The following is a 22,980-nucleotide window of genomic DNA, read 5'->3' on the forward strand; positions in this document are numbered from 1 at the left end:
TTAGTTCCACTGAATTACGCAACAAAGCCAATGTTTAACCGCAATTACACCTTTGATGTTTTTTTAATGTCCTTCGTTGGATTCGTGGTGTTTTTTTGTTTTGGATTACTCTTATATTTTTTAAGAGCTATGTCTGCAGGAGATGTGAAGCTATTAGGTATTGTAGGGATGTATCTTGGGTGGGGACAATTACTTGATGCATCGTACTTTATCTTAATTTCTGCTGGAGTGATCGGGACTTTCTACTTGCTATATAACTTTTCCAACTCGAACAGTCTTAGTATCAAAGGCTATTTTGAAAATAAGCTAATTGTGCTTGGTGGAGTAGCACCAGTATCAAATGAAAGTACTAGTTTGCACGCTAGGTATTCAAATAAGGTGACAATGCCTTTTGCACCCTCTGTTGTTATGGGATTAGCGATGTATAGCTACTTTACTTAAACCTGTTGTTGGTTAGCTTTGTGGAGAGGAATAATATATGGATATTATAGGGCATACTGCTCCAACAACTTTGAAGCCTCAAATTTCAGCCCCGGCGGTTCCTACATCTATTGATATGTTGGGGGTTCCTGAAGTCGTTATTGAAAACCTCGTACTCAAGCATTTGTCAGCTTACCCTAAGTCGGATGTGTTAGAACTCTCTAATTATATGTGTGTTGTCACCCATATTGTGGAAAGTGCTCTGGCCGTTTTAAGGAAAAAGTCGTTAATTGAGGTATTTCAGCCTACCTCAGATATTTCTCTATCATCAGTATCCCATAGTCATGTCCGTTACTCCCTTTCTGAGAAAGGGCTGGAAGAAGCTGATCTTGCCTTTAAACGTGATGCTTATTTAGGTCCCGCACCAGTTTCACTTACCCAATATAGTGATGTGGTAAAGCAGCAAGACCTGAGAGCAGAGCTAGTGACTCGGCCACATGTCGAAGCAGCACTGAATGATGTATATGGTGTCGACAAAATGATTTCGGTATTGGGGCCAGCAATAAATTCGGGACGAGCTTTGTTGCTGTATGGGCATGCTGGGACTGGTAAAACATTTGTAGCGTCGCGCATTGTCAACGCGCTGCATACGTCGGTTTTCATTCCTTATGCCGTTTATGCATTAGGAAATATCATTAAGGTATTTTCCGCACAACATCATAAACCGTTGGATAGTAACGGCAGCGATCAGAGTATTTCCCTCAAAGATCAATACGACAAGCGTTGGCTTAATTGTGAAAGGCCGAATATTCAGGTGGGTGGAGAACTGACTATGGATATGCTTGAAGTGAATCATTCTGAGAACAGTCGTGTTTGGTTAGCACCTGTACAAATGATGGCAAATAATGGGATTTTTATCATTGATGACCTTGGTCGTCAGCCTATGCCGGTGGATGCGCTTCTTAATCGTTGGATTGTACCGATGGAGTACTCATTCGACTATTTGTCGCTGCCTAATGGTCAGCAGATAACGATGCCATTTGTATTAACTCTTGCCTTTTCTACCAATCTAAATCCCAAGAAAATCAGCGATCCTGCCTTTTTACGTCGTTTAGGTTACAAGATTGAATTCAAGCCACTTAATCAGCGAGATTATGAAGCTTTATGGATGAGCGTCGTTGCTGATAAAGAGGTCGAGCTTCAAGACGGTTTTTTTGAGCGTTTGTCTCAAATGCACACGCTGCTTAAGGTGCCACTTTTCCCATGTTTACCGAAAGATCTCGTTGGTATAAGCAAAGATATTCTTTCGTTTGAGCAGCTACCACCTGTTATCACATTCGATATTCTTTCCATGGCATGGGAAGTTTATTTTACCTCTGATGGACACGAGGAAGAGAATAATGAATAAGAGTCAAGTTTTCCTACTGTTTTTACTGTCCGTAGTATTCGGCTTAGCGGCTGTATTTTTTGCTAAGCAGTGGATGGATGATCAAGTTCAGCCAACCGTTGAAGTTGAGACTGTGGAGCGTCATCCAGTCGTGGTGGCATCACAAGAAATTGAAGCCGGAACTATTATCGAGGATCAGTTTTTAACCACCAGATTGATGGAAGTTGATTGGATTAATGAAAATAACTACTCGGATAAAGCAGAGCTGATTGGCAAGGTTGTTGCGAATACTGTCTATGCGGGAGAGGTGCTTCACAAGTTACGATTTACTGTACCAGGAGAAGGGTCAACGCTTGCAGCTCTTATCCCTGAAAATAAACGTGCGGTAACGATACGTGTTGATGATGTTATTGGTGTGGCGGGTTTCTTATTACCGGGTAACAAGGTTGATATTCTCAATACCGTTTCTTACGGAAAAAATTCTGCCACGACTCAAACAGTATTAAAAGACATCAAGGTTTTGGCTGTCGACCAAACGGCTAAGACGAAAGAAAACAGTCCGATTATTGTACGAGCGGTAACACTTGAGATGACGCCGAAAGAGGCAGAGAAACTTCTCACGGCTAAAAGCAAGGGCGATATTCAGCTGACTTTGAGAAACCCACATGAAGTTGAGAAAAAAGTGGTTCGTCGATATGTGCCTAGACCGAGTGTCACCATTATCAAAGGTACAGAAACATCTAATGTGCGCGTCAAGGATTGAGGTGAAATATGAGAATATTAATTGCGTGTGTTTTGAGCCTGATTTGTATTTCGACGGCCAGTGTTGCGGCGTTACAAACGGGAAAAACAGTCACGGTTCCACATCATAAATCTACGCATGTCGTGCTGTCGGGAAAAGCGGCGAAGGTTTCTCTTGGTGATCCTGAAGTTTTAGATATTGTAATTTTAAAATCAAATGAAGTGTTTTTAATTGGTAAAAAATTAGGTGCGACAAACCTAATGGCTTGGGACTCTCGAGGTCGGTTAATTGAGTCTATTAACATTGAGGTTACTCATGATCTTAATAGCCTCAAAGCTAAATTATATGAATTCCTTCCAGATGAAACTATCGAAGTCCACAGCGCACAGAATCGTTTGTTGTTGAGTGGTCAGGTGAGTAATCAACAACAAATGAATGTCGCGATGCGAATTGCAGAAACGTATTCATCTGGGCAAACCGCTGACAAATCAAATGAAAGTGGTAGCGAGCAAGCCGCTGCTACCGGTGTTATCAATTTGATGTCCATTGGCGGGGCTCAACAAGTCATGTTAGAGGTGACGGTTGCCGAGGTGCAAAGAAGCTTGGTGAGAAAGTTTGATGCAAACTTCCACTTCTTCCAAACCAGTGGGTCTGACTTTTCTTGGGGGGCGTCTTCAGTCCCTGCTGGTGTGTTAGGTGCAACCCCAATTTTCAATATTCCTACCTCTACCGATTACGGCATTTTAGGTTCTTTCATTGATAGTAATACATTGTTTACTTTCGCACTGGACGTAGCAAAACAAAACGGGGTCGCTAAGGTATTGGCTGAACCGAACTTAACCGCATTAAGTGGTTCTAAGGCTGAGTTTTTAGCTGGTGGGGAGTTTCCAATTCCAGTGCCTGATGAGGATGGTATTACGATTGAGTACAAAGAGTATGGTGTGGGTTTAAAGTTCATCCCAACGGTACTCAGTGACAAAAAAATCAACCTAAACTTAGCGGTTGATGTGAGTGAAATTGCCAATAGTAGCTCGTTAACGATTGATCCTGGTACTACCAATGCGACTTACTTTATCCCTCCAATTACACGAAGAAGTGCGTCATCGACGCTTGAGTTAGCCGACGGTCAGACCATCGGTATTGCGGGGTTGTTGAGTGAGAATGTTAGGGACATCAGTAACAAGATGCCAGGCTTTGGCGATGTGCCGATTTTAGGTCAGCTTTTCAATAGCCAAGAGTATGTATCTGGTGAAACAGAGCTCGTTATTCTTGTTACTCCTCGACTCGCAAAGCCTATTGATCGAACGAAAGTGACGTTACCAACTGATGCCTTTGTTGACCCTAATGACTTGGAATATTACTTATTGGGTCGAAGCGCTTATATAGCTGAACCGTCTGAGTCTGATTCAGAACAGTCTCAAGCTTCACAGGATATATCACCGACCGATGGTGGTAGCGAAGGCTCATTTGGGCATGATTTATAAGGAGATAGATATGATTAGAATAATGATGGTCTTTCTCGTGATGGTGTTAGTTGGCTGTGCAAATGATGCTCGTTTAGGGCACTCAGTCGCACTGGTGAAAACAGAGCAAACGTATAACCCTAATGCGACCCAAGAGAATTTACTCGAAGTACCTGATGGTACAGGGGAGCGGATGCAGACTGGTTACGACAGATATGTAGGCAGAGGTGAAAATGATCTGTCCGGAAGTAGTAGCCAGATCTTAGAAGATTTTAACTAAATCTGGAGGTACTCACATGTTGTATCGAGTATCACAAAGCCCGAAAAAACAACAAGGCTTAGTTGCGGTGATGATTACTGCTGCCTTGTTGGTTTTTCTAGCTGTCTCAGCGCTAGCTGTAGACATAAACCATATGGTCGTGAATAAAACGCGCTTACAAAATGCAGTCGACTCTGCAGCGCTGGCTGCCGCAACCATATTAGACAATAGTAAAGATAAAGACGCTGTAGACGCAGAAGTGGGTACGGCACTTAATGCCATGGCGGCTTCAACTGGGAACCAAGAAATTGATTTCTCTACCGCTTCTATAGGTATTGATTATTCCAATGATCCACAGGACTTTACTGGCAGCGCAACTTTTGGTGCAAATGATGATGTTTATGTGCGTGTTCGCGTAGATGCACTAGAAATGGACGAATTCTTTATTCAACTGTTTGGCCTTGAAAAAGTGGTATCGGCAAGTGCTGTCGCAGGACCGAGTTCAGGCCTCGCTTATAATAATGTTGTACCAATTGGAGTGTGTATTGGTGATGGTACTTCTGATAATGATGTTAATGAAGATGGTTATCATGACGAAACCGGTGAAGAGATAACCAATGTGTTCGGTTATGAAGTTGGAACCGTTCACGCCTTAAAGGTTGGAGACAGTAGTCTATCTGAAATGGGTAATGGTAATTATCACCTGCTGGACTTTGGTTCTGGTGGTAACACTATCAAAGAAGGCTTAGGTGGTAGTTATGATCAGCCAGTTAAAATTGGTGAAGATATCACAACCAAACCTGGCGGCACGGTTGGTCCGACAGGTGATGGCTTAAATACTCGTTTTGGTGATTATGGCGGTGGATTATCGGCATCTGATTACCCTTCAGATTATGTGACCACAGAACCTACCAATGAAATAACGATTGATGCCAATACCGGAGAGATCACTTTCGATGATAGCTACGATTACGCTCAATATAAGTTAGATACCAATGCCTGTATAGCAAGTGGCGGTTCTGGGTGCGCATCTAATGGTGTTGCTTGGCGTCGTATTTTACCTATACCTATGGTGGACTGTTCGGGTAAAAGTGGCGGCTCTACCGACTTTACAGTGAATAAAATTGGCTGCTTTTTCTTGTTGCAAAAAGCACCAACGAACAACTCAGGTACACCAGCCGTTTTTGGTGAGTTTATACATTCTTGCAGTGTTACTGGTGGCTCTAGTAGTAATCAGTCGACAACCGAAGGAGCTTACAGGATTGTTTTGTATAAGGATCCTGATAGCGGGGAGTCGTAATTATGACACTATCTAATAAACATCAACGTGGTTTTGCTGCTGTAGAAATGGTCATTGCGACCCCTGTGTTACTGTTTTTTTTGGGGTTGGTGATCGAGCTTGGCAATATTTTGATTCACTACAATGTTATCTCTAAATCTGTACAAAATGGCGCACGATATGCTGTTAGTGAGGTTTACGATACCAAAGGTGGCACTATTGCCCCAACGTTGGAGATTCAAAATGTGGTGGTTTATGGCCAGAGCAGCGTAGGGACGGCAGTGTTATCTACATTGACGACATCAGATGTAACGGTAACACCACCCTCTATTGACAGCTATGTACGAGTCAGCGTGACATATGACTATGTGCCGTTGTTTTTGTCTATTCCTTTATCCGCCACAAGTTTTTCTATTCCGTTAAGTGTCACTTCGGTGATGAGGGTACTGTGATGAAAAGGTTTAAAGGACGTGTCAAAGGGCTTGCCATCATTGAATTCACTTTAGTCTCATCGTTAATTTTTCTACTGCTCTTTCTCATTTTAGCGTTGGGTGCCTATATATTTTCGCTACAAATGGTCAGTGAGGCGACGAGGAAGGCCGCTAGGTTAGCGACAGTCTGTTACGTCCTTGATAGAGATAATATTGCGGGAATGGTGGTGAATGATATTCCTCTTGTTGGGTTTACTAATGCGAATTTAGAAGTAGCTTACTTAGACGCGAGCGGTAGTGAAATCACGTCTGGTTACGAGACTAATCCCGGATTTGGCACCATTAAATTTGTGCGTGCTAGGGCTACGGGTTATGGCATTCAGTTAATCAGTAACCTAAGCTTTCTAGGAAATAATGGATTTCTTGCAGCCCCTGCGTTTGAAACAATACTGCCAGCAGAAAGCTTAGGGGTGGTAAGGGCTGAAGCTGGCACAGACATCAAAAATCGGTGCCCATAAGCGGTTATTTAAAAGGAGATGAATATATGGGGGAAGCGATCAAAATAACGCCTAATGAAAACGATAAGGATATGACGCGTTTAAGAACGAATCTAAAGATTTGGTTAGTCTACAGCACTGACGCCTTTCATTCGCATATGACTCAAGAGCTAAAAAAATGCCGAAATGTTCATGTGACGTCGTTTTCTCTTGCGGCAATGAGTGAGGAATACTTAAAAAGTGCGGATGTTCCAGAGCTTATTTTCGTTGAAGCTCACGGGAATTGGGCGCAAAAAATGGTTGAGTTGCAAGGGTATGATTTGTCTTTAGAAGACAAGGACTTGTCTTTAGTTGTGCTCGGTGATGAAAGTGATAATGGGTCACTAAAAATCGCACTGCGTTTAGGCGCTTCAGATTTTTTGTCTCACAATGTGACCCTATCGGACCTACTACCACTCTTGAAGAAAACGGCCTCTGAAAAGCTTGAGAACGCCAGTTACGGAGAATTTATCTTGTTTTTGAACACTAAAGGAGGGATGGGAGCAACCACCTTAGCGTTAAATACTGCCATTGAGATGGCCACGCAACATCCTAATGAAGTACTTTTGCTCGATATCGATCTTCAATTTGGCGTGATACCTGATTATTTGAACATAACTCCCACTTATAGTGTTTCGGATGCGATCAACAGTTCTAATGATTTGGATGAAATGTCTTTGGGGTCATTGGTAAACAAACATGAATCGGGTCTGCATGTTCTAAGCTTTAAGCATGAAAATAACGCAGATGATTTCGAACAGGCTCAGAAAATTGGCAGATTACTTCCAATTCTGCGTCGTTTTTACCCTTATGTGATCATTGATCTGTCTAGAGGCTTAGACCACGTGTTTGCATCAGCAATATCACCTGCGACGAAAGTACTTTTGGTTTTACAACAGAGCCTAGTGTCAGTAAAAAACACAAGTCGACTAATTAAGTCTCTGAAGTTTGAGTATGGCTTACAAAGTGACTCAATAGAGGTCATTCTCAACCGTTATGAAAAGCGACATTCAATTAAGTTAAAAGATGTAGAGCAGGCGGTGGGTAATCACAATATCCATCTTATGCCTAACGATTTTAAAGTTGCGCTGGAGAGTGCCAACTTGGGGCAGCCGTTAGTTCAGTCGAGAAAGAAAAGCTCTATTACTCGCTCTATCATTGATTTGTCTCATGTTCTATCACCACCAGAACAGGAAGAGAAAGGGTGGCTGAAAAAGTTGTTTTCATAATGGGTTGATGAAAAGTAAACACGAGGGATTGTGATGTTCTTTAAACGAAAAAATGTAAATCCAGAGTTTGAAAAAAAAATAGAACAGATTTCGCATGATTCAGAAGATGCCAATCCTGTTGACCGTTTATCCAATATTGAGGCGTCTAGTCACTCTCGAAATACGGAAGCGAGCGTTGAAAAAGAGAAGGCGATTGATGAGGCTCGAAAGATTTTAGAGCAGGAGCTATCAATCAAACACTTCTTTCATAAGCAGCTGCTGGAGACTCTAGATTTAGGGTTACTTTCTAGCTTGGAGAAAGAGCGCGCTAAGCTCGATTTACACGAAGCCATCGTACAGTTAATGGCTGAAGATGGTAGCCATGCATTGAGCGCGGAAGGGCGCAAGCGGGTTATCAAGCAGATAGAAGATGAGGTTTTTGGCCTTGGTCCGTTAGAGCCTTTATTAGCTGATCAAACCGTGTCAGATATATTGGTCAACGGCCCAAAAAGTGTTTACGTTGAGCGAAGAGGTAAACTCGAAAAAACGCCCTATACCTTTCTTGATGACCGCCATCTGAGAAACATTATCGACCGCATAGTAAGCCAAGTAGGGCGCCGCATAGATGAAGCGTCACCTATGGTAGATGCGCGCTTAGTTGATGGTTCACGTGTTAACGCAATTATCCCGCCTCTCGCACTTGATGGTCCTTCCGTTTCTATCCGTCGCTTTGCTGTTGACCGTTTGACTATGGATAACTTGATTGACTATGACTCAGTGTCTCCTCAGATGGCTAAGTTTGTCGAAGCTGCGGTTAAAGGTGAATTAAATATCTTAATCTCCGGAGGAACAGGGTCGGGGAAAACAACCACACTGAATATCTTTTCTGGCTTTATTCCTCGAGATCAACGAATTATTACCATAGAAGACTCGGCGGAATTACAACTTCAACAACCTCATGTCATTCGCTTAGAAACCCGCCCTGCCAACCTTGAAGGGAAAGGAGAAATCAGTCAGCGCGAATTGGTTAAAAATACCTTACGTATGCGACCTGATCGAATCGTGGTCGGGGAGGTACGTGGTAGCGAAGCCGTTGACATGTTAGCGGCGATGAACACGGGTCATGATGGTTCACTTGCCACCATTCACGCGAATACCCCTCGTGATGCCTTGAGTCGTGTCGAAAACATGTTCTCGATGGCTGGGTGGAACATATCAACCAAAAACTTACGAGCTCAAATAGCTTCGGCTATCCACCTTGTTGTTCAAATGGAACGCCAAGAAGATGGTAAGCGTCGTATGGTGAGTATCCAAGAGATCAACGGCATGGAAGGTGAGGTGATTACGATGTCTGAAATATTCCGTTTTCAGCGTAAAGGTATTGATGAAGATGGCAATATTATCGGTTATTTCACAGCAACGGGGGTTGTGCCTCAATACCATGACCAGTTAGTCAAACGTGGACTCGATCTGCCTTTCGAGCTCTTTAGTGAGACCAAAGGTTAAGGAGAGATTATGGACAATGTAAGCGTTTCATTAGGCCTATTGTTTATCGCAGTACTTTTTATTTCCCAAGCGTTGTTGTTACCTGCTGCAGGTAAGAAAGCGAAGCATAAAGAGCTGTCTCGTCGCTTGAAAGAGACGCAACGTAATATCGATGCAGAGAGTTTGTCATTACTCAAAGAGCACTATAACAAAGAACTCTCCCCGCTGGATCGTAAGCTCATCGTTATCTCTTTTTTCGCAGGCTTGAAAAAAATGTTGGAACTTGCAGGTATGAAAGTGGCATTAAGCCGATTCTTACTGATTATTTCTCTTTGCGCTGTATTGCTCTCATTGATATCGATAATGACTAACCAAGTGTGGTTCATAAGTGTCGCGGCGTTCATTTTCGTTTGGGTTATTGCTTACTTGTTTGTGCAAAACCGAGTGACTTACCGAATGGCTCGATTTGAAGAACAACTTCCTGAGGCGTTGGATATTATTCGACGTGCTTTACAAGCAGGGCAACCGCTCGTTCAATCATTTAATGAGGTTGGCGAAGAGCTTCCTGACCCAATAGGTACCGAATTTAAGAACACCTATAACTTACTTAATTATGGTTATGATTTACGTCTAGCGATTTTACAGATGACAGAGCGAGTACCCACTGTATCAATGTTGGCTTTTTCTAGTGCCGTAATGTTGCAAAAAGAGACTGGGGGTAATTTATCTGAGAATCTGCAAAAGGTATCAGAAGTACTTAGAGCGCGTTTTAAACTGGAAAGGAAGGTAAAAACACTCTCTGCTGAAAGTCGCTTATCAGCATGGATCTTAACATTATCCCCTTTTGGTTTGTTTTTCGCATTACGGGTGGCTAGTCCCGAATATATCGAGCCACTTTATAAAGACCCACGCGGTTTATCGATGGTCAGTGTCGGTATTATTCTTTTGGCCATTGGGGCCTTGTGGATTAAAAAGATCATCAGCATAGAGATTTAACTTATGGAACTACTCAATATTGAAGTCTGGAAGCAGATGTTAGAAGAGTTTGGGATCAGCTCTCAGGTGGTTATTTATGCGATGATTTTGCTCACTACTGTCTTGTTTACATTGACTGTTGGGTTTCTGTTTTTAGGAGCTCGATCTCCTTTAGACAAGAAGCTAAGACAAATATCTGAAGAGGGAAGTGTTGGTGGCCGCAAACCCTATGATTTCTCAAATACGCTTGAATCATTAAGCCCTTTTATAAGTAAAGGTAACAAAAAGGATAATGAAACTTACTCAGAAAAGCTGATGCATGCTGGGTTCCATGAGAAGAGTTCATTATCAGTTTTCTATGCGTTGAAGGTTTTATCTAGCTTAATAGGTATCGTCGCTGCTTTTATGGTCTATTACATATCGTTGGGTGGAGACTACAATAACTTACTCATCATGACCTGTGTTTTTCTTGGAACGTTTACGCCAAATATTGTACTGAGTAAGTTACAAAAAGAGCGTCAGAAAAAAATTAGAAACGGTGTCCCTGATGCGCTTGATCTTCTTGTTGTGTGTACCGAGTCTGGGCTTGGTTTTAATGCTGCCCTTGGACGTGTCGCATCTGAGCTCTATGTCTCTCAGCCGGAGCTAGCGGATGAACTAGAGACTGTGTTTGCTAAAATCCAAGCGGGTGTCACCATGCCTGATGCGCTTAGGCAGCTTATCGAACGAACCGGTTTAGTCGAGTTGGAAGGTTTGGTTTCTTTGCTTTCTCATGCGTCGAGAATGGGGGGGAGTTTAGCGCAAACACTCCGTGATTATACAGAAGACTTTAGAGATAAACGTCAGCAAGCTGCTGAAGAAATTGCTGCAAAAATACCGACTAAGATGTTATTCCCCATGTTGATATTTATTTGGCCTTGCTTTTTCATTGTCGCACTTGGCCCAGGACTATTGATCGTAATGGACGCATTAACTGCGCCGGGAGCAAGTTTATGATGTTATACAATAAGTTTCTTCTACTACTGTTGCCTATTTTGTTACTTGGTTGTGCTTCATCGGATGAGCCGACCAATCAATTTGATGCAGAATTGTATTCGGGTAAACCAATCGATTCTTTAACTAGTGATGATCCACCGCTAAATGAAAAAGAAGCAATTATGCGCGGTGACATTGCTCTGCGAGACAACAATATAGACTTGGCTTTATATGAATATATACGCTCTTTGTCCTTCCCTGAAAAAGAGTTTCACGATAAAACCTTGTTCACTATTGGCCAAATACATTCGTCTCGCGGTAACTATGCGTTGGCCGAGAAAGCTTACCTAGCAGCGCTAGATTTTAATCCTGCCCACACCGAAGTATTGGAGCAGTTAGGTGTTTTGTATACCAAGCAACGCCGTACCGATGAAGGTCGAAGCTATTTCTTTAAAGCGATAAATTCAGACCAAGTTCGTTTAAAAAGCAGCGAAACTATCCAAAACTACCAAGCGTTGAGCCAAAGTGAAGTGGCCAGTTTGAAGGTAGACAGCATGTCTCCAGCATTGGCTTATATGGGGATTGGTGTACTGGAAGATGTTGACGGAAAGCATCAGATCGCACAAGAGTACTTCAAAAAGTCACTGACGATAGATAAAAGCTCAGTCAAAGCTTTGTTGAATATGGGCTACTCCCACTACATGTATGGTAACTACAAGGAAGCGTATCAATACACGCGTTCAGCCTTAGAGTTAGAACCGAATAATGAAAAAGCTCAGAATAATCTAGCACTTATTTATTTAGCCTCTGGGGATATTAAAAAGGCAACCAACGTGTTCATGAGGCACATGGATGCCCCGGAAGCGTTGAATAATGTTGGCTACTTCCTAATCTTACAAGGAAAACCTGATCAGGCGGTTCCATATCTACAGCAAGCTATCGATAAAAAATCATCTTACTACAAAGTAGCAAATGAAAACTTAAACAGAGCACTAGCGGAAGTGAGAGAGATGGAACAATAGTGAATTGATTTTGGCTTAATGAAAAGGATATTCATATTGCCTAAAAGTGAGAGTTTTAACAAAGACATCATAGCTATTTCTGTAATTTGGCTCGTATGTGCCATTTTTATATTTATTTATAAGTGGGAGAGCATTTCAATACTCAACCTGAATGACAATGACGATTATATGCGTTTTGTTCAGTTTCAGGAGTGGATGAGGAATGGTCATTGGTACCTAGAGCCAATGAGTAACTTTAATGCCGATGACGGTATTATTATTCATTGGTCTCGATTTCCTGATCTAATGCTCTCTTCAGTCGCTTTCCCATTGATATTTATGGTTGATGATAGCCTTGCTTATACTATCTCGATTTCTATTGTCCCTTTGCTTTATTTATTGTTCTTCGCATTATCGTGCTTTTACCTATGCGAACGTTTCTTAGGCGCTAAGTACCGCTTTATCAGCACGATGTTTGCTATTTTTTCTCCTGCGATAATACACTTCTTACCTGGTTCTATTGACCATCATAATATTCAACTTATTTTGGCAACGCTCTTCTTATCAGTAACACCGACTTCTATCAACAACCTAAGGCAATCATGGCGAGTGTATGCTCAGGCCGTTTTCGTGTCTCTATCTCTATGGACTGGGATGGATAATGTTTTGTTGTTTATGATTTTCTTAATTATTTATACTGTGTATTACTGCTTCGTTCGTGACGAGTGGTTTAGTTATGTCTCTAAGTTATACGTAACTTGTTCGATTTTTGGAGCTTGTGCTGTTTTATTAAATAGGCCTTATGATGAGTTCTTTGCTTTTAAATATGATGAAATCTCATTTATTATCATCATTCTTTTTTTTAGTGGTTGGGTGTTTGTCAATGCTTACAACCGATTGAACGATAATAGAAAAAACTTAACTCAAAGGTTTTTGTTGTTTGTTTTTCTTGGTTTGTTGTGTTTACTTCCGGTTGTTATTCTTTACCCCTCACTGACTAGTGCTTTGTTTATTGATTACCCACCGATACTAAAGCTGTATTGGCTTGACCAAGTTGCCGAAGCTAAATCTGTCGCTACATACATAGCAATGAATGGCTTTTTTTCAGTGGATAATTATTTGTTGCTATTAGTTCCCGCAATGTTGTATCCATTCTTTCGAAATAAAAACCCGCACTGTGCAATCTTGTATCTCATTTTTATGTTTAATTTAGCCCTTGCGATGTTTTGGCAGATTAGAGTGATGAGGTTGTGTTTTGTTTTGGCTGCACCTTTCCAAGCATATTTTGTAATTAAGGTGTCTGAATACGTTAGTTATTCACTACTGAAAGTGCTGATTATTTTCTCAGGTACTCCATTGGTGTTAGCGTTTGTCATTCTCGTTTTGTCTCCAGCAGAGGAAGTGACTACCAAACTTGATGAGACCGATAAGTTACCGGTCATCTTTAAGGTGCTAAAAGATAACGGTATTAACTCTCATACAATTCTTTCAGGAATAGAAACAGGTGCACCTGTATTGGCCAAAACGAACAACAATATAATCGCCGCGCCCTATCATAGAAATATTGTGGGTAACCAATTTTTAATCGAAGTGATGTTAGAAGAGGACATGCTTCTAGCAAGAAACAAAATAGTCGATAAAAAGGTTGATTATATATTGATCGGTAATGACCCACATTTAACTCTCCTAAAGGACTCTGGAAGCGAGGACTCTTTAGTTAGGAGACTTCATGGGGATAATATTCCGGCTTGGTTAGACGTTACATATGATGGAATTGAGGATGGTTATCGAGTTTTTAAAGTAAGGAGTGAGCATGAATAAACAGAAAGTCGCAGTATTACTCCCATGTTATAACGAAGCCGGAGCCATTGGTGAAACGGTCACGTCTTTTCAACAAGCCTTACCTGATGCATCCATTTATGTTTATGACAATAATTCAACCGACAACACGGTCAACGAGGCGTTACAAGCAGGGGCGATTGTGCGACATGAGCCGCGCCAAGGTAAAGGGGAAGTTGTGAGGCGGATGTTTTCTGATATCGACGCCGATATCTATGTGATGGCTGATGGTGATGATACTTATGACGCCTCAATATGCCCCGAGCTGATCGACCAACTAAATAATGAAAAGCTCGATATGATCATTGGCAGTCGCGAGCGAACTTCAATGGCTTATCCCAAGGGACATATCCTTGGGAACAAGATGTTTTCATCTCTGATTAACTTAGCATTCAGTGCGCAATTGAATGATGTGTTTTCTGGTTATCGAATTATGAGCCATCGATTTGTCAAAACCGCACCTATCTTCAGCGATGGCTTCCAAATAGAAACAGAACTCACCGTGCATGCGTTACACCATAATATGTCAATCAAAGAAGTCTCGACTCAATACCAATCTAGACCTGAAGGGACTACCAGCAAACTGAACACCTTGAGCGATGGTCTCAAGATTCTAAATTTTATCTTGTTCTTATTGAGAGATGTAAAGCCGATGTTTTTCTTTGGTTCTCTCTCGATATTGCTTGGTTTTATTTCATTGATCTTGGGTATCCCCGTCATTGTTGACTTTGTTGATACAGGGTTAGTTGAAAGGTTACCTACAGCTGTTTTGTCTAGCTCAATAGCTTTGATCGCGGTGATGTCTTTTTTCTGCGGTTTGATACTCGATAACGTATCACGAGGTAGGCGAGAGATGAGAATACTCTCTATTTTAAGATTTAAGGACGATGAATGACTTGGCTGAGATATTTGACTAAGAAGTCAATACTCGAGAGCATGAGCTTTGAGATGGAATTACCAATTATATAGCGGGTGCTAGGTAGATTAAATTATGAAAGACGAAAGTAAGAAGCAAGCGACTTGCTCACTTCTTACTATAAATCTTTTAGACTGCTAAACCTGTCATTGCGCCAAAGACCATGAATAATCCGACAAGTCCTACAATAGGTAACTTCACGGTTTTCAATAACCACACACCAACAATGATCAGAGCGAAGTCTATGCCGCTGCTTACTGCGCTTGTGAAGATCGGTTGATATAGCGCTGCCAACAATAAACCGACAACCGCCGCATTCACACCAGTAAGAGCGCCTGCCACCAAAGGTTTGCTTGCAATCGCCTGCCAGTTCTTCAGTACACCCAGTAGCAATAAGAAGCCCGGTAAGAACACAGCAATCGTTGCGAGTAGTGCGCCTGTTATCGGTGCCGATGGCATCAATACATAACCTAGGTAAGTCGCAAGTGTAAACATAGGCCCTGGTACTGCCTGTGCTGCTGCATAACCTGTTAGGAAGGCATCTTGAGACAGTTGGTCACCAATACCATTTTGTAGCAACGGAAGTACCACGTGGCCGCCACCGAATACTAAGCTACCAGCTTGGTAGAACAGGCCAAACACTTCAATATCTTGAGAGTAAGCACTGAATAGAGGCAGACCAACCAGCAAAGCAACAAAAATCACGAGAGGTGTTACCGATATTTTTTGTGTTGAAGGTGTCGTTTTTAGCTCTTGAGACGTCAAGAACTTACTACCAACCATCGCTGCAAATAGAAGCACTAAAACTTGAGGCCAGATGCCTGGAATCAGTAGCAGGACAATCGCGGTAATCACACATAAGGCGGTCGCTATCTTCGATTGGCAAAAGTTTTTGTACATACCAAAGGTTGCATCAGCGACAACCACTACTGCTAATAACTTAAGCCCGTGAATGATTGAATTGAAAAGTGGTGCTTCCAATAGCTGATTGCTCACCAACGCCAATATCAGCATCAGAATCACAGATGGGGAAGTGAAGCCGACAAATGCAGCAATAGCACCTGTTAGTCCACCTTTTTTGTAGCCAACCGCAAAGCCAACCTGACTTGAACCTGGGCCCGGCAGAAATTGGCTAAGAGCGACAATCTGCCCGTACTCTTCGTCGGACAACCAATTTAGTTTCTCAACAAAGGTTTTACGGAAGTAGCCGATGTGTGCTGCTGGTCCACCAAAGCTAATCCAGCCAAGCCAGAAAAAGGTTTTAAAAATTGAAAGCATGATCGATTCCAGATAAATGTTTAGCGTAATTTAGGTGGAGTTAAACTATGATTCAAATTAATTGTTTTAATTATAACTATGAATGAAATGGGTTGTTTGGCATGGCTGATTTTAATTGGAAAGGGATCGACCTTAACTTGTTGATTTCAATGCAGGCTTTGTATAAAACGAATAGCGTGAGTAAGGCTGCTGAGCGTTGTTATGTCAGCCAATCTGCGATGAGCCATAGCTTACAAAGGCTACGAAAGTTGTTTGATGACCCTTTGTTTGAGCGTGTAGGTAGCAAGATGGAGGCGACCGACCGAGCCATTGAACTATCAAGTACCGTGGACGCACTACTGAATACCATCCAGTCTGAAGTTCTGTTATCTAAATCGTTTGATGCAGAGACTTATAAAGGGACTTGGAAGATTGGTCTCACTGATTATGCCGAGCAGATGTTCGCTCCAATATTGTTTGACCTGATTAAGCAATCCTCTCCTTATTCCCAAGTAGCGTTGTTCAATGTAAACCGGAGTAACTACCAGCAAGTCTTTGACGATGCCAAGCTTGATATGACGATAGGCAGCTTTGGTGAGGTACCAAAGCAATATCGAACAAAGCATTTATACACGGAGCAACATGTTTGTTTACTTGATCAATCGGTTCTAACTATTGAGGAGCCGATGTCGCTAGAACAATTTGTTGCTGTCGAGCACGCGCTCGTTTCCCCGGCAGGGGCTTTAAAGACGGGAGTGGATACTCGTTTAGGTGAACTCGGTTTAAGCCGGAAAGTCGCGATATCTTCCAGTAACTTTTTAACTGTTAAGCGGCTCATTCGTGGCAGAGAACTATTGTGTATTGTCCCTAAACTAGTGGCGCGCAAGGATATGGATAGTGAAGAAACCTTACTAGCTGTGAAGCCACCAATTGATGTTCCAGATTTTGATATCCAGCTTGTTTATAGGAAGGCAAAGCATTTAGATGATAAAAATAAACTACTTAGAAAGCTGATTACTAATGCGATCTCATCTGTGATTTCCGAATAGTTTATTGTGTCGGTTAATCGTCAAATTCATATGAATTAATTTTAGAAAAATCCGGTTTATTATAAGAACCCGACTATACTTAATTTACGACTTAAAGCAGTCGTAAAGAATAGGCTTTTTGATTTACCTAAGTAAAAAAAATTGGTTATATCTTCATGATATAGCTTAAAAATCTACCAGGCTAAACGGACTTAGTTGGTCTTAAAAGCGCTAGCTCCCCCTAGCGCTTTTTTCTTTTGGTCGAGATAAATTTAGACGTATCAACAACAACCTAAAAAGAGAATCGAGTCCATTTCTTCGCTCGCCAGCGATAGGCCATGATGATTCCACGGAACCACTCGTCCATCGCTATTGCCATCCAAGCCCCTAATACGCCATAACCCCAATGCACGCCAAGCAAGTAGCTCATGGCAACCCCAATGCCCCACATGCTGAGAATACCCATTTTGATCGGGAATTTAATGTCGCCAGCGGCCTTTAGACAAGAGATAAAGATCAGGTTAAATACTCGGCCAGCTTCAAGAATGATGGAACCTGCAATCAGCGCGGCAGTTAGCGCAACGATCTCTGGATCTTGCGTGAACAGATCGAGAATTTCGAAACGGAACACATAAACCATGCAGGTAATCGCGGTTGAGGCGATAAAGCCAACCACAAAGTAACGTTGCACGCGCTTGGTGATCTCGTCGATCCAACCCTTACCAATGTAATAGCCTGTTTGGATTTGGCTGCCTTGACCAATTGCCAGTGCAAACGCAAAAGAGAGGCGAGCTATGTTTTGTGCGTAAGTAAACGCAGCCAGTGAAGACGTACCCATCTGCACGACAAAGAAGGTAATGCTGATCTGAGCCATGTTATAAGAGAGCACTTCTCCGGCGTTCATCGAGCCGATCTTAATGATTTTTTGATAGATGGCTTTCGGCACAGATTTAAACTGCTTCACTGGTAGATCAATCCCTTTGCTTCTGACCACACCAATCAAGATCAACATTCCGATTACTTGGCTAATTACGGTCGCGGTCGCAACCCCTTGCACGCCGTATACAGGCAAACCAAAAGGTTGATATAGGGCACAGTAGTTACCGAATACGTTGATGACACCTGCAATCATGTTGATCACCATCGGTGACTTTGAATAGCCATGACTGCGCAAAATAGTGGTGAGAACCACACCTATGGTTACATTGAAGGTGAGAGCACCACTGATGAACAGGTATTCTTGCGCATACTGTTCGACTTGAGGTTCGAGTTGATAAAGCGGGATAAAATATTCAGCAACAAGAACGGCAATAACACTGAGTAGCACACCGGCAATAATGGCAAGAATGATACTTGCTACACCCACGTGAGCGCTCTCTTGAGTGCGGGAGGCACCGTTGTACTGCGCGATTAAAATCCCTGTACCACTGCTGACCATAGTTGAGACAATGATCAGGAAAAAGGATATCTGAGAAATAACACCAACGGCAGACACGGCTTTGTCCGAGTATCCCGATAACATGAATACATCACTGGTGTTGAGTGCGGTTCTTAAAAGAACTTCGATAAAAATCGGCCAGGTGAGCGCAACGATTCCCATACGTTTGTTTAGGGTGGAATCAGCATTAGGCATTTAGGTTTTCTCAAAAAAGGGGTAGGCGACACTATAGTTTAGCGATTATTTAGTAAACGACTATCAAATTAATGTCCGGAAGACTAATAAGGATAAATAAAATTCGAATAAGTCTTCAGAACCCAATATTTCAGTGAGAGTGATGAAATTTTTGAGTGGGATTTCATAGCAAGAGCACTCTTTGTTTTTTGTGAGTAAAAGGTTGCCCGTGTTAGCGGAGTACAGCGAATAGAGTAAAAGGATCATAGTAGGCCAAATAGTCTAAATACTTGTTTGTTCGATTATTTGGCTTCAAATGTAAAAAAGGCACTCAGCGAGATACTGAGTGCCAAAGCCTGAAATTTATGAGGTTATGGTTTCATTGAATTCCAGAAGACAGGTATAGGTTTGATTTACTCTGCGTCAGTAAAGAAATCGTTGTACAGCATGTACAGGTGAGCTGCACTCCAAGAGAAGTTTGGTGCGCCTTGTTGTTCACCGTTCAATGGGTTGTAGTTCTCACGGATAGGACCGTCTTGAACTAATCCATCGGCGTGGTCAAAGAACGCTCCTGCCATTTCAATCGCATCGTCACGGTAGCCGTAGCTGTCCATGCCTTTTAGGCCGAAGTAGAATTGGTCTACCCAAACGCGTCCGCGCCAGTAAATGTCTGGGCCGAATGCTGGGCTAGAAAGCGCTGCTGTGCCTAGTGGAACGTAGGTATTGAACTCTTCCGTATCTTTCATCACAGAGACAACCGCATCAGCGTGCGCTTGCGTTGCTGCGCCATTGAACAGTGGTGACCAACCCTCAGGGCCTTTACCACGTTCTACAATCGGTTTGCCTGCACAGCCATTGGATAATGGTTTGTCTTCAATGCGAATGTCGTAGAAGAAGTTAGTGCTCTCATCGAACATACAAGTGTTGATGTAGTTCGATAGGTGCTCTGCTTTTTCACTGAACTCTTTCGCTTCTGCGTCTTTACCTAGAATATCAGCCATTTCGGCTAGGTACTTGTTATCGCTGTACATGTAGCTTGCTTGGTCGACAGATTCTTGCAGTAGCGAGTAGCCTAGCAGTGTGCCGTCTTCTGCGCGGTTTTGAGCGAACTCAACATCCCAATCGCTGCGCTTACCGCCGTTGGCGACATACGCGTCTAGCTGGTCTTTATCGATGAAACCAAATGCAGCGGCATCGTCACGACCTGACTCCCAAGACGCGGCAGTTTGTGCTGGGCTTTCGATGTAATCGTAGTTACCTTCTGCAATCACTTTATCCAGTGCAGCTTGGCCTATAACTGTCTCGTGCTTATCGCCACGAACCACAGTGAAGTACATTTCGCCTTCAGGCGTGTTGTGTGCTTTATCGCGTGCTGCGCCGTATTCAGGTACGCCGTTGCCGTTGTTGTCACGGTTGCGCAGCCACCAATCGTGGTATGCCACTAGCTTTGGATACATCTCTTCGAGCCAAGCTTCATCGCTGGTGGTCTTATAGACTTCCATTACTGCCCATGCTGCTAGGCTTGGTTTGGTGTTACGCTCATTCCAGTTACCGCCGTCGCCGCCACGTTCTGGGCTTAGGTTGTAAGCGAGTAGATCTGGCACGTAGCCCTCATCCCAAGGGCGAACGGCATCGTCGGCTTGGATTTGGTAAGCGAACATTGCACGGATGTTATCTTTCGCTACGTCTGGGTTGAAGTGAGCCATTGCGTAGGCTTGTTTCCATGTGTCCCACGGCCAAGTTTGGTTGCCCGAGAACCAACGCGCCGTTACTGATGGTGTTACAGAGTCAAACTCCATCGCACCTGCAGCGCCGCGCCAGTTACCGTTTAGGGTTTCCATCGCCTTAACCGCAACACGCTCTTGTTCTGGTGTTGCGTTCGGGTTGGTTAAACCCATCTCAAGATAGCCTTCCCAACGCTCTGCTGATGCAGCTAAGAAATCGGTAGGGTTTGCCATGATCTTTTTGATTTCGGGCTGTTCTGCTTGCGCTTCTTCTGCCGTTAGAACATGCGAGTAAGTCGTGTAAACAGTGGTTGATTCTTCAATGTTTGCGGTTGAAGTAAACGCTAGGCCGTCAACAGTCGTTTTCGTTGGAATCGACTTATGAACTTGGTATTCAGATTCGCCAGAGGTCAATAGATCCCACGTTGAACGCACCTTACCGAAAGTCACTTTTAAGCCATCGTCGGTTGCGACGATTTGGCGGTTGTAGTCAGGGTAAGTCTCGGCAATGGTTTTGTCGGTTTGCGCTACGCCTTCTTTAGCGTGTGTTTTTTCAAGCAGTTCACCGTCCCACACTAACTCAACTGGCGAGTCAGTGGTGATTTTCGTTTCTAGCAGAGAGGTACGGTTAGAAGCAAAACGCATCGTCATCTCTACTGTCACATCGTCAGATTTCAGCGTCTGAACTAATGCGCCCGGTAGGCTGTAAGCTTCCATGGTGAATGCGACTTTTTTGCCATCTTTGAACACGCTTAGGCGGTCAAAGTTATCTGCCATGAAGTTAATGTATTCTTCAGTAAGCAGCGCTGTACCCGGGAAGCCGCCCATGCCTTCAGCCGTGTCTGGCAACAAGTGACCGTGCCATGCACCTAGGTCGAAGAAGGGGTTAAAACGTTGGTGGTCATCGAAGTCGTAGTCACGCATGTATTCTGGTGAACCAGTGCGGTCGATAACGTTCTTAAATTGGTTCGCTTGAAGCTCTTCAGAGCCTGTATTTGTAGCGCAACCAGTAACAACAAGTGCTGCACCGATAGCGAGAGCTGCGAATGATTTATTCAGTTTCATAGTGAGTTCCTGTTATTACCAGTAGAAGTATTGCATTGCGAACACCTGAGCGTCGCCGATTTCAGTATCGCTGCCTACGCCAAAGCGGCTATCGAAAGCAGTCGCAAATGTGCCGTTGCCGTATTCGTACCAAACGCCCGCGTTGATGAAAGAAGTGATCTCTTTGTCGCCGTTATCGCCATCAAAATTGGCGTAGTTATATGCAGCAGAAAGATAAACGCCTTGTGCTGCTTCATACCAAGCACTGGTTTGAATGCCTGATTCGCTACCGAAAGACTCTTGGTTACCTTTATCGGTGTCGTGCCAAACACGCGTAGCGAAGTTCTTGTATTCAGCACCCAATAGCAATAGTTCACCGCCATCGTTGTTACGAACTTCACCACCACCCATTAGAGTTAAGTCGTCAGTCAGATCGTATTGGAGGTAACCGTTGACCATGGCGTTCTTATCTTTCCATTGGTCTGCGAAGTTGTCGTATTTACCGAAATGAACCAGAGCATCGTCTTCAGAGAAGTCAGATTCTGGCGCGAAAGAAACGCTGTAGCGTAGCTTGCCTTCTAGGTTTTGGATCTTCACACCAACATGTACGTCACGCGTGTTTGAGATCGCGTAGCCGTACTCGACGGTAGGGTCACCCCACCATTGAACGTCATCCAATGAAGAGTCCATACGACCAACAATAAATTCTGTTTTAGCGTCGGTGCGGTAGCCAGCGTAAAAGCGGTTAAAACCACCTTCGAAGCCGCCCCAACCGTGGCCAGTAGCCCATGCATTGCCTTCGTCATCGGCTTGAACTGTCCAGCCTTCCATGTAAGCAAGACCAAACCAATTGCCATGCTCGATAGCCAAGCCAGCTTCAATGTAAGTGCCGTCTGCGTAGCGGCCTTTGTCATCACCTTCTAGGGCAACATGACCACCAAGGCCAAGCTCACCATAGAAGTCAAATAGGGTTTCGGATTCTGTTTTAGGGGGCTGAGTGTCGCTGTGGTTAGCAGCGGTTTCATTAGCGTGGGCATTCGCCGTTAGAGCAGCAAAAATACAACTTGCAATAAGAGTGGTTTTAGTAAAACTACGTTTCATTTTATTCACTTCTGTTCCGGGTTGATAAATGAAGCTTCGTAGGTTGTTCTGACTTCTAATATGGGGTGCTCTTCAAGGCGTATACGGTCAGCTCACTTACGATCGCAAAACCGATATTAATGATTATTTTCGTGTTTAAAATTAAATTACTCTAAAAGTGTGAACTGTTTTTAGTAAATATTTACCTTGAATTGAATTTGGTTTTTAGTTGAATTTGTACGCTGATGGCTGGTGATGGATGTATTTGGTTTGTGAATTTAAATCTGATGGATGAATTGGATGGGTAAATAAAAAGGCA

Annotated in this window: 20 protein-coding genes; 16 read left to right on the forward strand and 4 right to left on the reverse strand. The window is 43.1% G+C overall.

The window, feature by feature from the left end; translation table 11 throughout:
• From A142_RS14475 to A142_RS14545, 15 genes are all read left to right on the forward strand, one after another.
• Nucleotides 1–441 (forward strand): prepilin peptidase (locus A142_RS14475; RefSeq protein WP_019824850.1); only part of this gene is annotated, 441 nt, incomplete at its 5' end.
• 37 nt (nt 442–478) lie between these two features.
• Nucleotides 479–1,828 carry an ATPase AAA gene (locus tag A142_RS14480; protein ID WP_019824851.1) on the forward strand — a complete coding sequence of 450 codons (1,350 nt, stop codon included), beginning with the start codon at nt 479–481 and terminating at the stop codon, nt 1,826–1,828.
• A complete protein-coding gene (cpaB, locus tag A142_RS14485; RefSeq protein WP_019824852.1) occupies nt 1,821–2,570 on the forward strand; it encodes a Flp pilus assembly protein CpaB in 750 nt (249 codons plus the stop codon). Before A142_RS14480 ends, cpaB begins: the two co-directional genes overlap by 8 nt.
• Nucleotides 2,571–2,578: 8 nt before the next feature.
• The gene (locus A142_RS14490; protein WP_019824853.1) at nt 2,579–4,033 is read left to right on the forward strand and encodes a type II and III secretion system protein family protein; all 1,455 of its coding nucleotides are present in this window, start codon (nt 2,579–2,581) and stop codon (nt 4,031–4,033) included.
• On the forward strand, nt 4,023–4,292 hold the full coding sequence (locus A142_RS14495) for a hypothetical protein (protein ID WP_029405622.1): 270 nt from the start codon (nt 4,023–4,025) through the stop codon (nt 4,290–4,292). The genes A142_RS14490 and A142_RS14495 overlap by 11 nt, the downstream gene beginning before the upstream one ends.
• Before the next feature lie 16 nt (nt 4,293–4,308).
• Nucleotides 4,309–5,571 (forward strand): pilus assembly protein TadG-related protein, encoded by a 1,263-nt coding sequence (locus A142_RS14500; protein WP_019824855.1) that lies wholly within the window; start codon nt 4,309–4,311, stop codon nt 5,569–5,571.
• 2 nt (nt 5,572–5,573) lie between these two features.
• On the forward strand, nt 5,574–6,002 hold the full coding sequence (locus A142_RS14505) for a TadE/TadG family type IV pilus assembly protein (protein ID WP_019824856.1): 429 nt from the start codon (nt 5,574–5,576) through the stop codon (nt 6,000–6,002).
• Nucleotides 6,002–6,499: a TadE/TadG family type IV pilus assembly protein gene (locus A142_RS14510; RefSeq protein WP_029405623.1), complete on the forward strand. Its 498-nt coding sequence runs from the start codon at nt 6,002–6,004 to the stop codon at nt 6,497–6,499. Before A142_RS14505 ends, A142_RS14510 begins: the two co-directional genes overlap by 1 nt.
• A gap of 26 nt (nt 6,500–6,525) precedes the next feature.
• Nucleotides 6,526–7,746 carry an AAA family ATPase gene (locus A142_RS14515; RefSeq protein WP_019824858.1) on the forward strand — a complete coding sequence of 407 codons (1,221 nt, stop codon included), beginning with the start codon at nt 6,526–6,528 and terminating at the stop codon, nt 7,744–7,746.
• 33 nt (nt 7,747–7,779) lie between these two features.
• Nucleotides 7,780–9,231, forward strand: a complete 1,452-nt coding sequence (locus A142_RS14520) for a CpaF family protein (protein ID WP_029405624.1) — start codon at nt 7,780–7,782, stop codon at nt 9,229–9,231.
• 9 nt (nt 9,232–9,240) lie between these two features.
• Complete coding sequence (locus A142_RS14525; RefSeq protein ID WP_019824860.1) at nt 9,241–10,206, forward strand: type II secretion system F family protein; 966 nt, start codon at nt 9,241–9,243, stop codon at nt 10,204–10,206.
• Nucleotides 10,207–10,209: 3 nt separating this feature from the next.
• On the forward strand, nt 10,210–11,181 hold the full coding sequence (locus A142_RS14530) for a type II secretion system F family protein (protein ID WP_019824861.1): 972 nt from the start codon (nt 10,210–10,212) through the stop codon (nt 11,179–11,181).
• A complete protein-coding gene (locus A142_RS14535; protein WP_019824863.1) occupies nt 11,178–12,182 on the forward strand; it encodes a tetratricopeptide repeat protein in 1,005 nt (334 codons plus the stop codon). Before A142_RS14530 ends, A142_RS14535 begins: the two co-directional genes overlap by 4 nt.
• Before the next feature lie 18 nt (nt 12,183–12,200).
• Nucleotides 12,201–13,982: a hypothetical protein gene (locus A142_RS14540; RefSeq protein WP_019824865.1), complete on the forward strand. Its 1,782-nt coding sequence runs from the start codon at nt 12,201–12,203 to the stop codon at nt 13,980–13,982.
• Nucleotides 13,975–14,895, forward strand: a complete 921-nt coding sequence (locus A142_RS14545) for a glycosyltransferase family 2 protein (RefSeq protein ID WP_019824868.1) — start codon at nt 13,975–13,977, stop codon at nt 14,893–14,895. The genes A142_RS14540 and A142_RS14545 overlap by 8 nt, the downstream gene beginning before the upstream one ends.
• 150 nt (nt 14,896–15,045) lie before the next feature.
• Here A142_RS14545 and chrA read toward each other — a convergent pair whose 3' ends face one another.
• Nucleotides 15,046–16,194: a chromate efflux transporter gene (gene chrA, locus A142_RS14550; RefSeq protein WP_019824870.1), complete on the reverse strand. Its 1,149-nt coding sequence runs from the start codon at nt 16,192–16,194 to the stop codon at nt 15,046–15,048.
• A 101-nt stretch (nt 16,195–16,295) separates the two neighbouring features.
• Here chrA and A142_RS14555 point away from each other — a divergent pair, with 101 nt between their 5' ends.
• On the forward strand, nt 16,296–17,222 hold the full coding sequence (locus A142_RS14555) for a LysR family transcriptional regulator (RefSeq protein ID WP_019824872.1): 927 nt from the start codon (nt 16,296–16,298) through the stop codon (nt 17,220–17,222).
• Between the two features lie 271 nt (nt 17,223–17,493).
• On the opposite strand, the gene A142_RS14560 is transcribed toward A142_RS14555, so the two are convergent.
• From A142_RS14560 to ygjJ, 3 genes are all read right to left on the reverse strand, one after another.
• Nucleotides 17,494–18,834: an MATE family efflux transporter gene (locus A142_RS14560; protein WP_019824874.1), complete on the reverse strand. Its 1,341-nt coding sequence runs from the start codon at nt 18,832–18,834 to the stop codon at nt 17,494–17,496.
• Nucleotides 18,835–19,226: 392 nt separating this feature from the next.
• Nucleotides 19,227–21,602: an alpha-glucosidase gene (gene ygjK / locus A142_RS14565; protein ID WP_019824876.1), complete on the reverse strand. Its 2,376-nt coding sequence runs from the start codon at nt 21,600–21,602 to the stop codon at nt 19,227–19,229.
• A 15-nt stretch (nt 21,603–21,617) separates the two neighbouring features.
• Nucleotides 21,618–22,682, reverse strand: a complete 1,065-nt coding sequence (gene ygjJ, locus A142_RS14570) for a protein YgjJ (RefSeq protein ID WP_019824878.1) — start codon at nt 22,680–22,682, stop codon at nt 21,618–21,620.
• Nucleotides 22,683–22,980 lie beyond the last annotated feature (298 nt).

The organism is Vibrio splendidus 12E03 (assembly GCF_000272105.2).
Taxonomy (GTDB): domain Bacteria; phylum Pseudomonadota; class Gammaproteobacteria; order Enterobacterales; family Vibrionaceae; genus Vibrio; species Vibrio splendidus_I.

Bases quoted from the DNA above. Each gene is read 5' to 3' on its own strand.
- A142_RS14545 (WP_019824868.1), top strand. From the start codon at position 13,975: ATGAATAAACAGAAAGTCGCAGTATTACTCCCATGTTATAACGAAGCC.
- chrA (WP_019824870.1), bottom strand. From the start codon at position 16,194: ATGCTTTCAATTTTTAAAACCTTTTTCTGGCTTGGCTGGATTAGCTTT.
- A142_RS14515 (WP_019824858.1), top strand. From the start codon at position 6,526: ATGGGGGAAGCGATCAAAATAACGCCTAATGAAAACGATAAGGATATG.
- A142_RS14540 (WP_019824865.1), top strand. From the start codon at position 12,201: ATGAAAAGGATATTCATATTGCCTAAAAGTGAGAGTTTTAACAAAGAC.
- A142_RS14555 (WP_019824872.1), top strand. From the start codon at position 16,296: ATGGCTGATTTTAATTGGAAAGGGATCGACCTTAACTTGTTGATTTCA.
- A142_RS14500 (WP_019824855.1), top strand. From the start codon at position 4,309: ATGTTGTATCGAGTATCACAAAGCCCGAAAAAACAACAAGGCTTAGTT.
- A142_RS14495 (WP_029405622.1), top strand. From the start codon at position 4,023: ATGATTTATAAGGAGATAGATATGATTAGAATAATGATGGTCTTTCTC.
- ygjK (WP_019824876.1), bottom strand. From the start codon at position 21,602: ATGAAACTGAATAAATCATTCGCAGCTCTCGCTATCGGTGCAGCACTT.
- A142_RS14560 (WP_019824874.1), bottom strand. From the start codon at position 18,834: ATGCCTAATGCTGATTCCACCCTAAACAAACGTATGGGAATCGTTGCG.
- A142_RS14530 (WP_019824861.1), top strand. From the start codon at position 10,210: ATGGAACTACTCAATATTGAAGTCTGGAAGCAGATGTTAGAAGAGTTT.
- A142_RS14490 (WP_019824853.1), top strand. From the start codon at position 2,579: ATGAGAATATTAATTGCGTGTGTTTTGAGCCTGATTTGTATTTCGACG.
- A142_RS14525 (WP_019824860.1), top strand. From the start codon at position 9,241: ATGGACAATGTAAGCGTTTCATTAGGCCTATTGTTTATCGCAGTACTT.
- cpaB (WP_019824852.1), top strand. From the start codon at position 1,821: ATGAATAAGAGTCAAGTTTTCCTACTGTTTTTACTGTCCGTAGTATTC.
- A142_RS14505 (WP_019824856.1), top strand. From the start codon at position 5,574: ATGACACTATCTAATAAACATCAACGTGGTTTTGCTGCTGTAGAAATG.
- ygjJ (WP_019824878.1), bottom strand. From the start codon at position 22,682: ATGAAACGTAGTTTTACTAAAACCACTCTTATTGCAAGTTGTATTTTT.
- A142_RS14480 (WP_019824851.1), top strand. From the start codon at position 479: ATGGATATTATAGGGCATACTGCTCCAACAACTTTGAAGCCTCAAATT.
- A142_RS14510 (WP_029405623.1), top strand. From the start codon at position 6,002: ATGAAAAGGTTTAAAGGACGTGTCAAAGGGCTTGCCATCATTGAATTC.
- A142_RS14520 (WP_029405624.1), top strand. From the start codon at position 7,780: ATGTTCTTTAAACGAAAAAATGTAAATCCAGAGTTTGAAAAAAAAATA.
- A142_RS14535 (WP_019824863.1), top strand. From the start codon at position 11,178: ATGATGTTATACAATAAGTTTCTTCTACTACTGTTGCCTATTTTGTTA.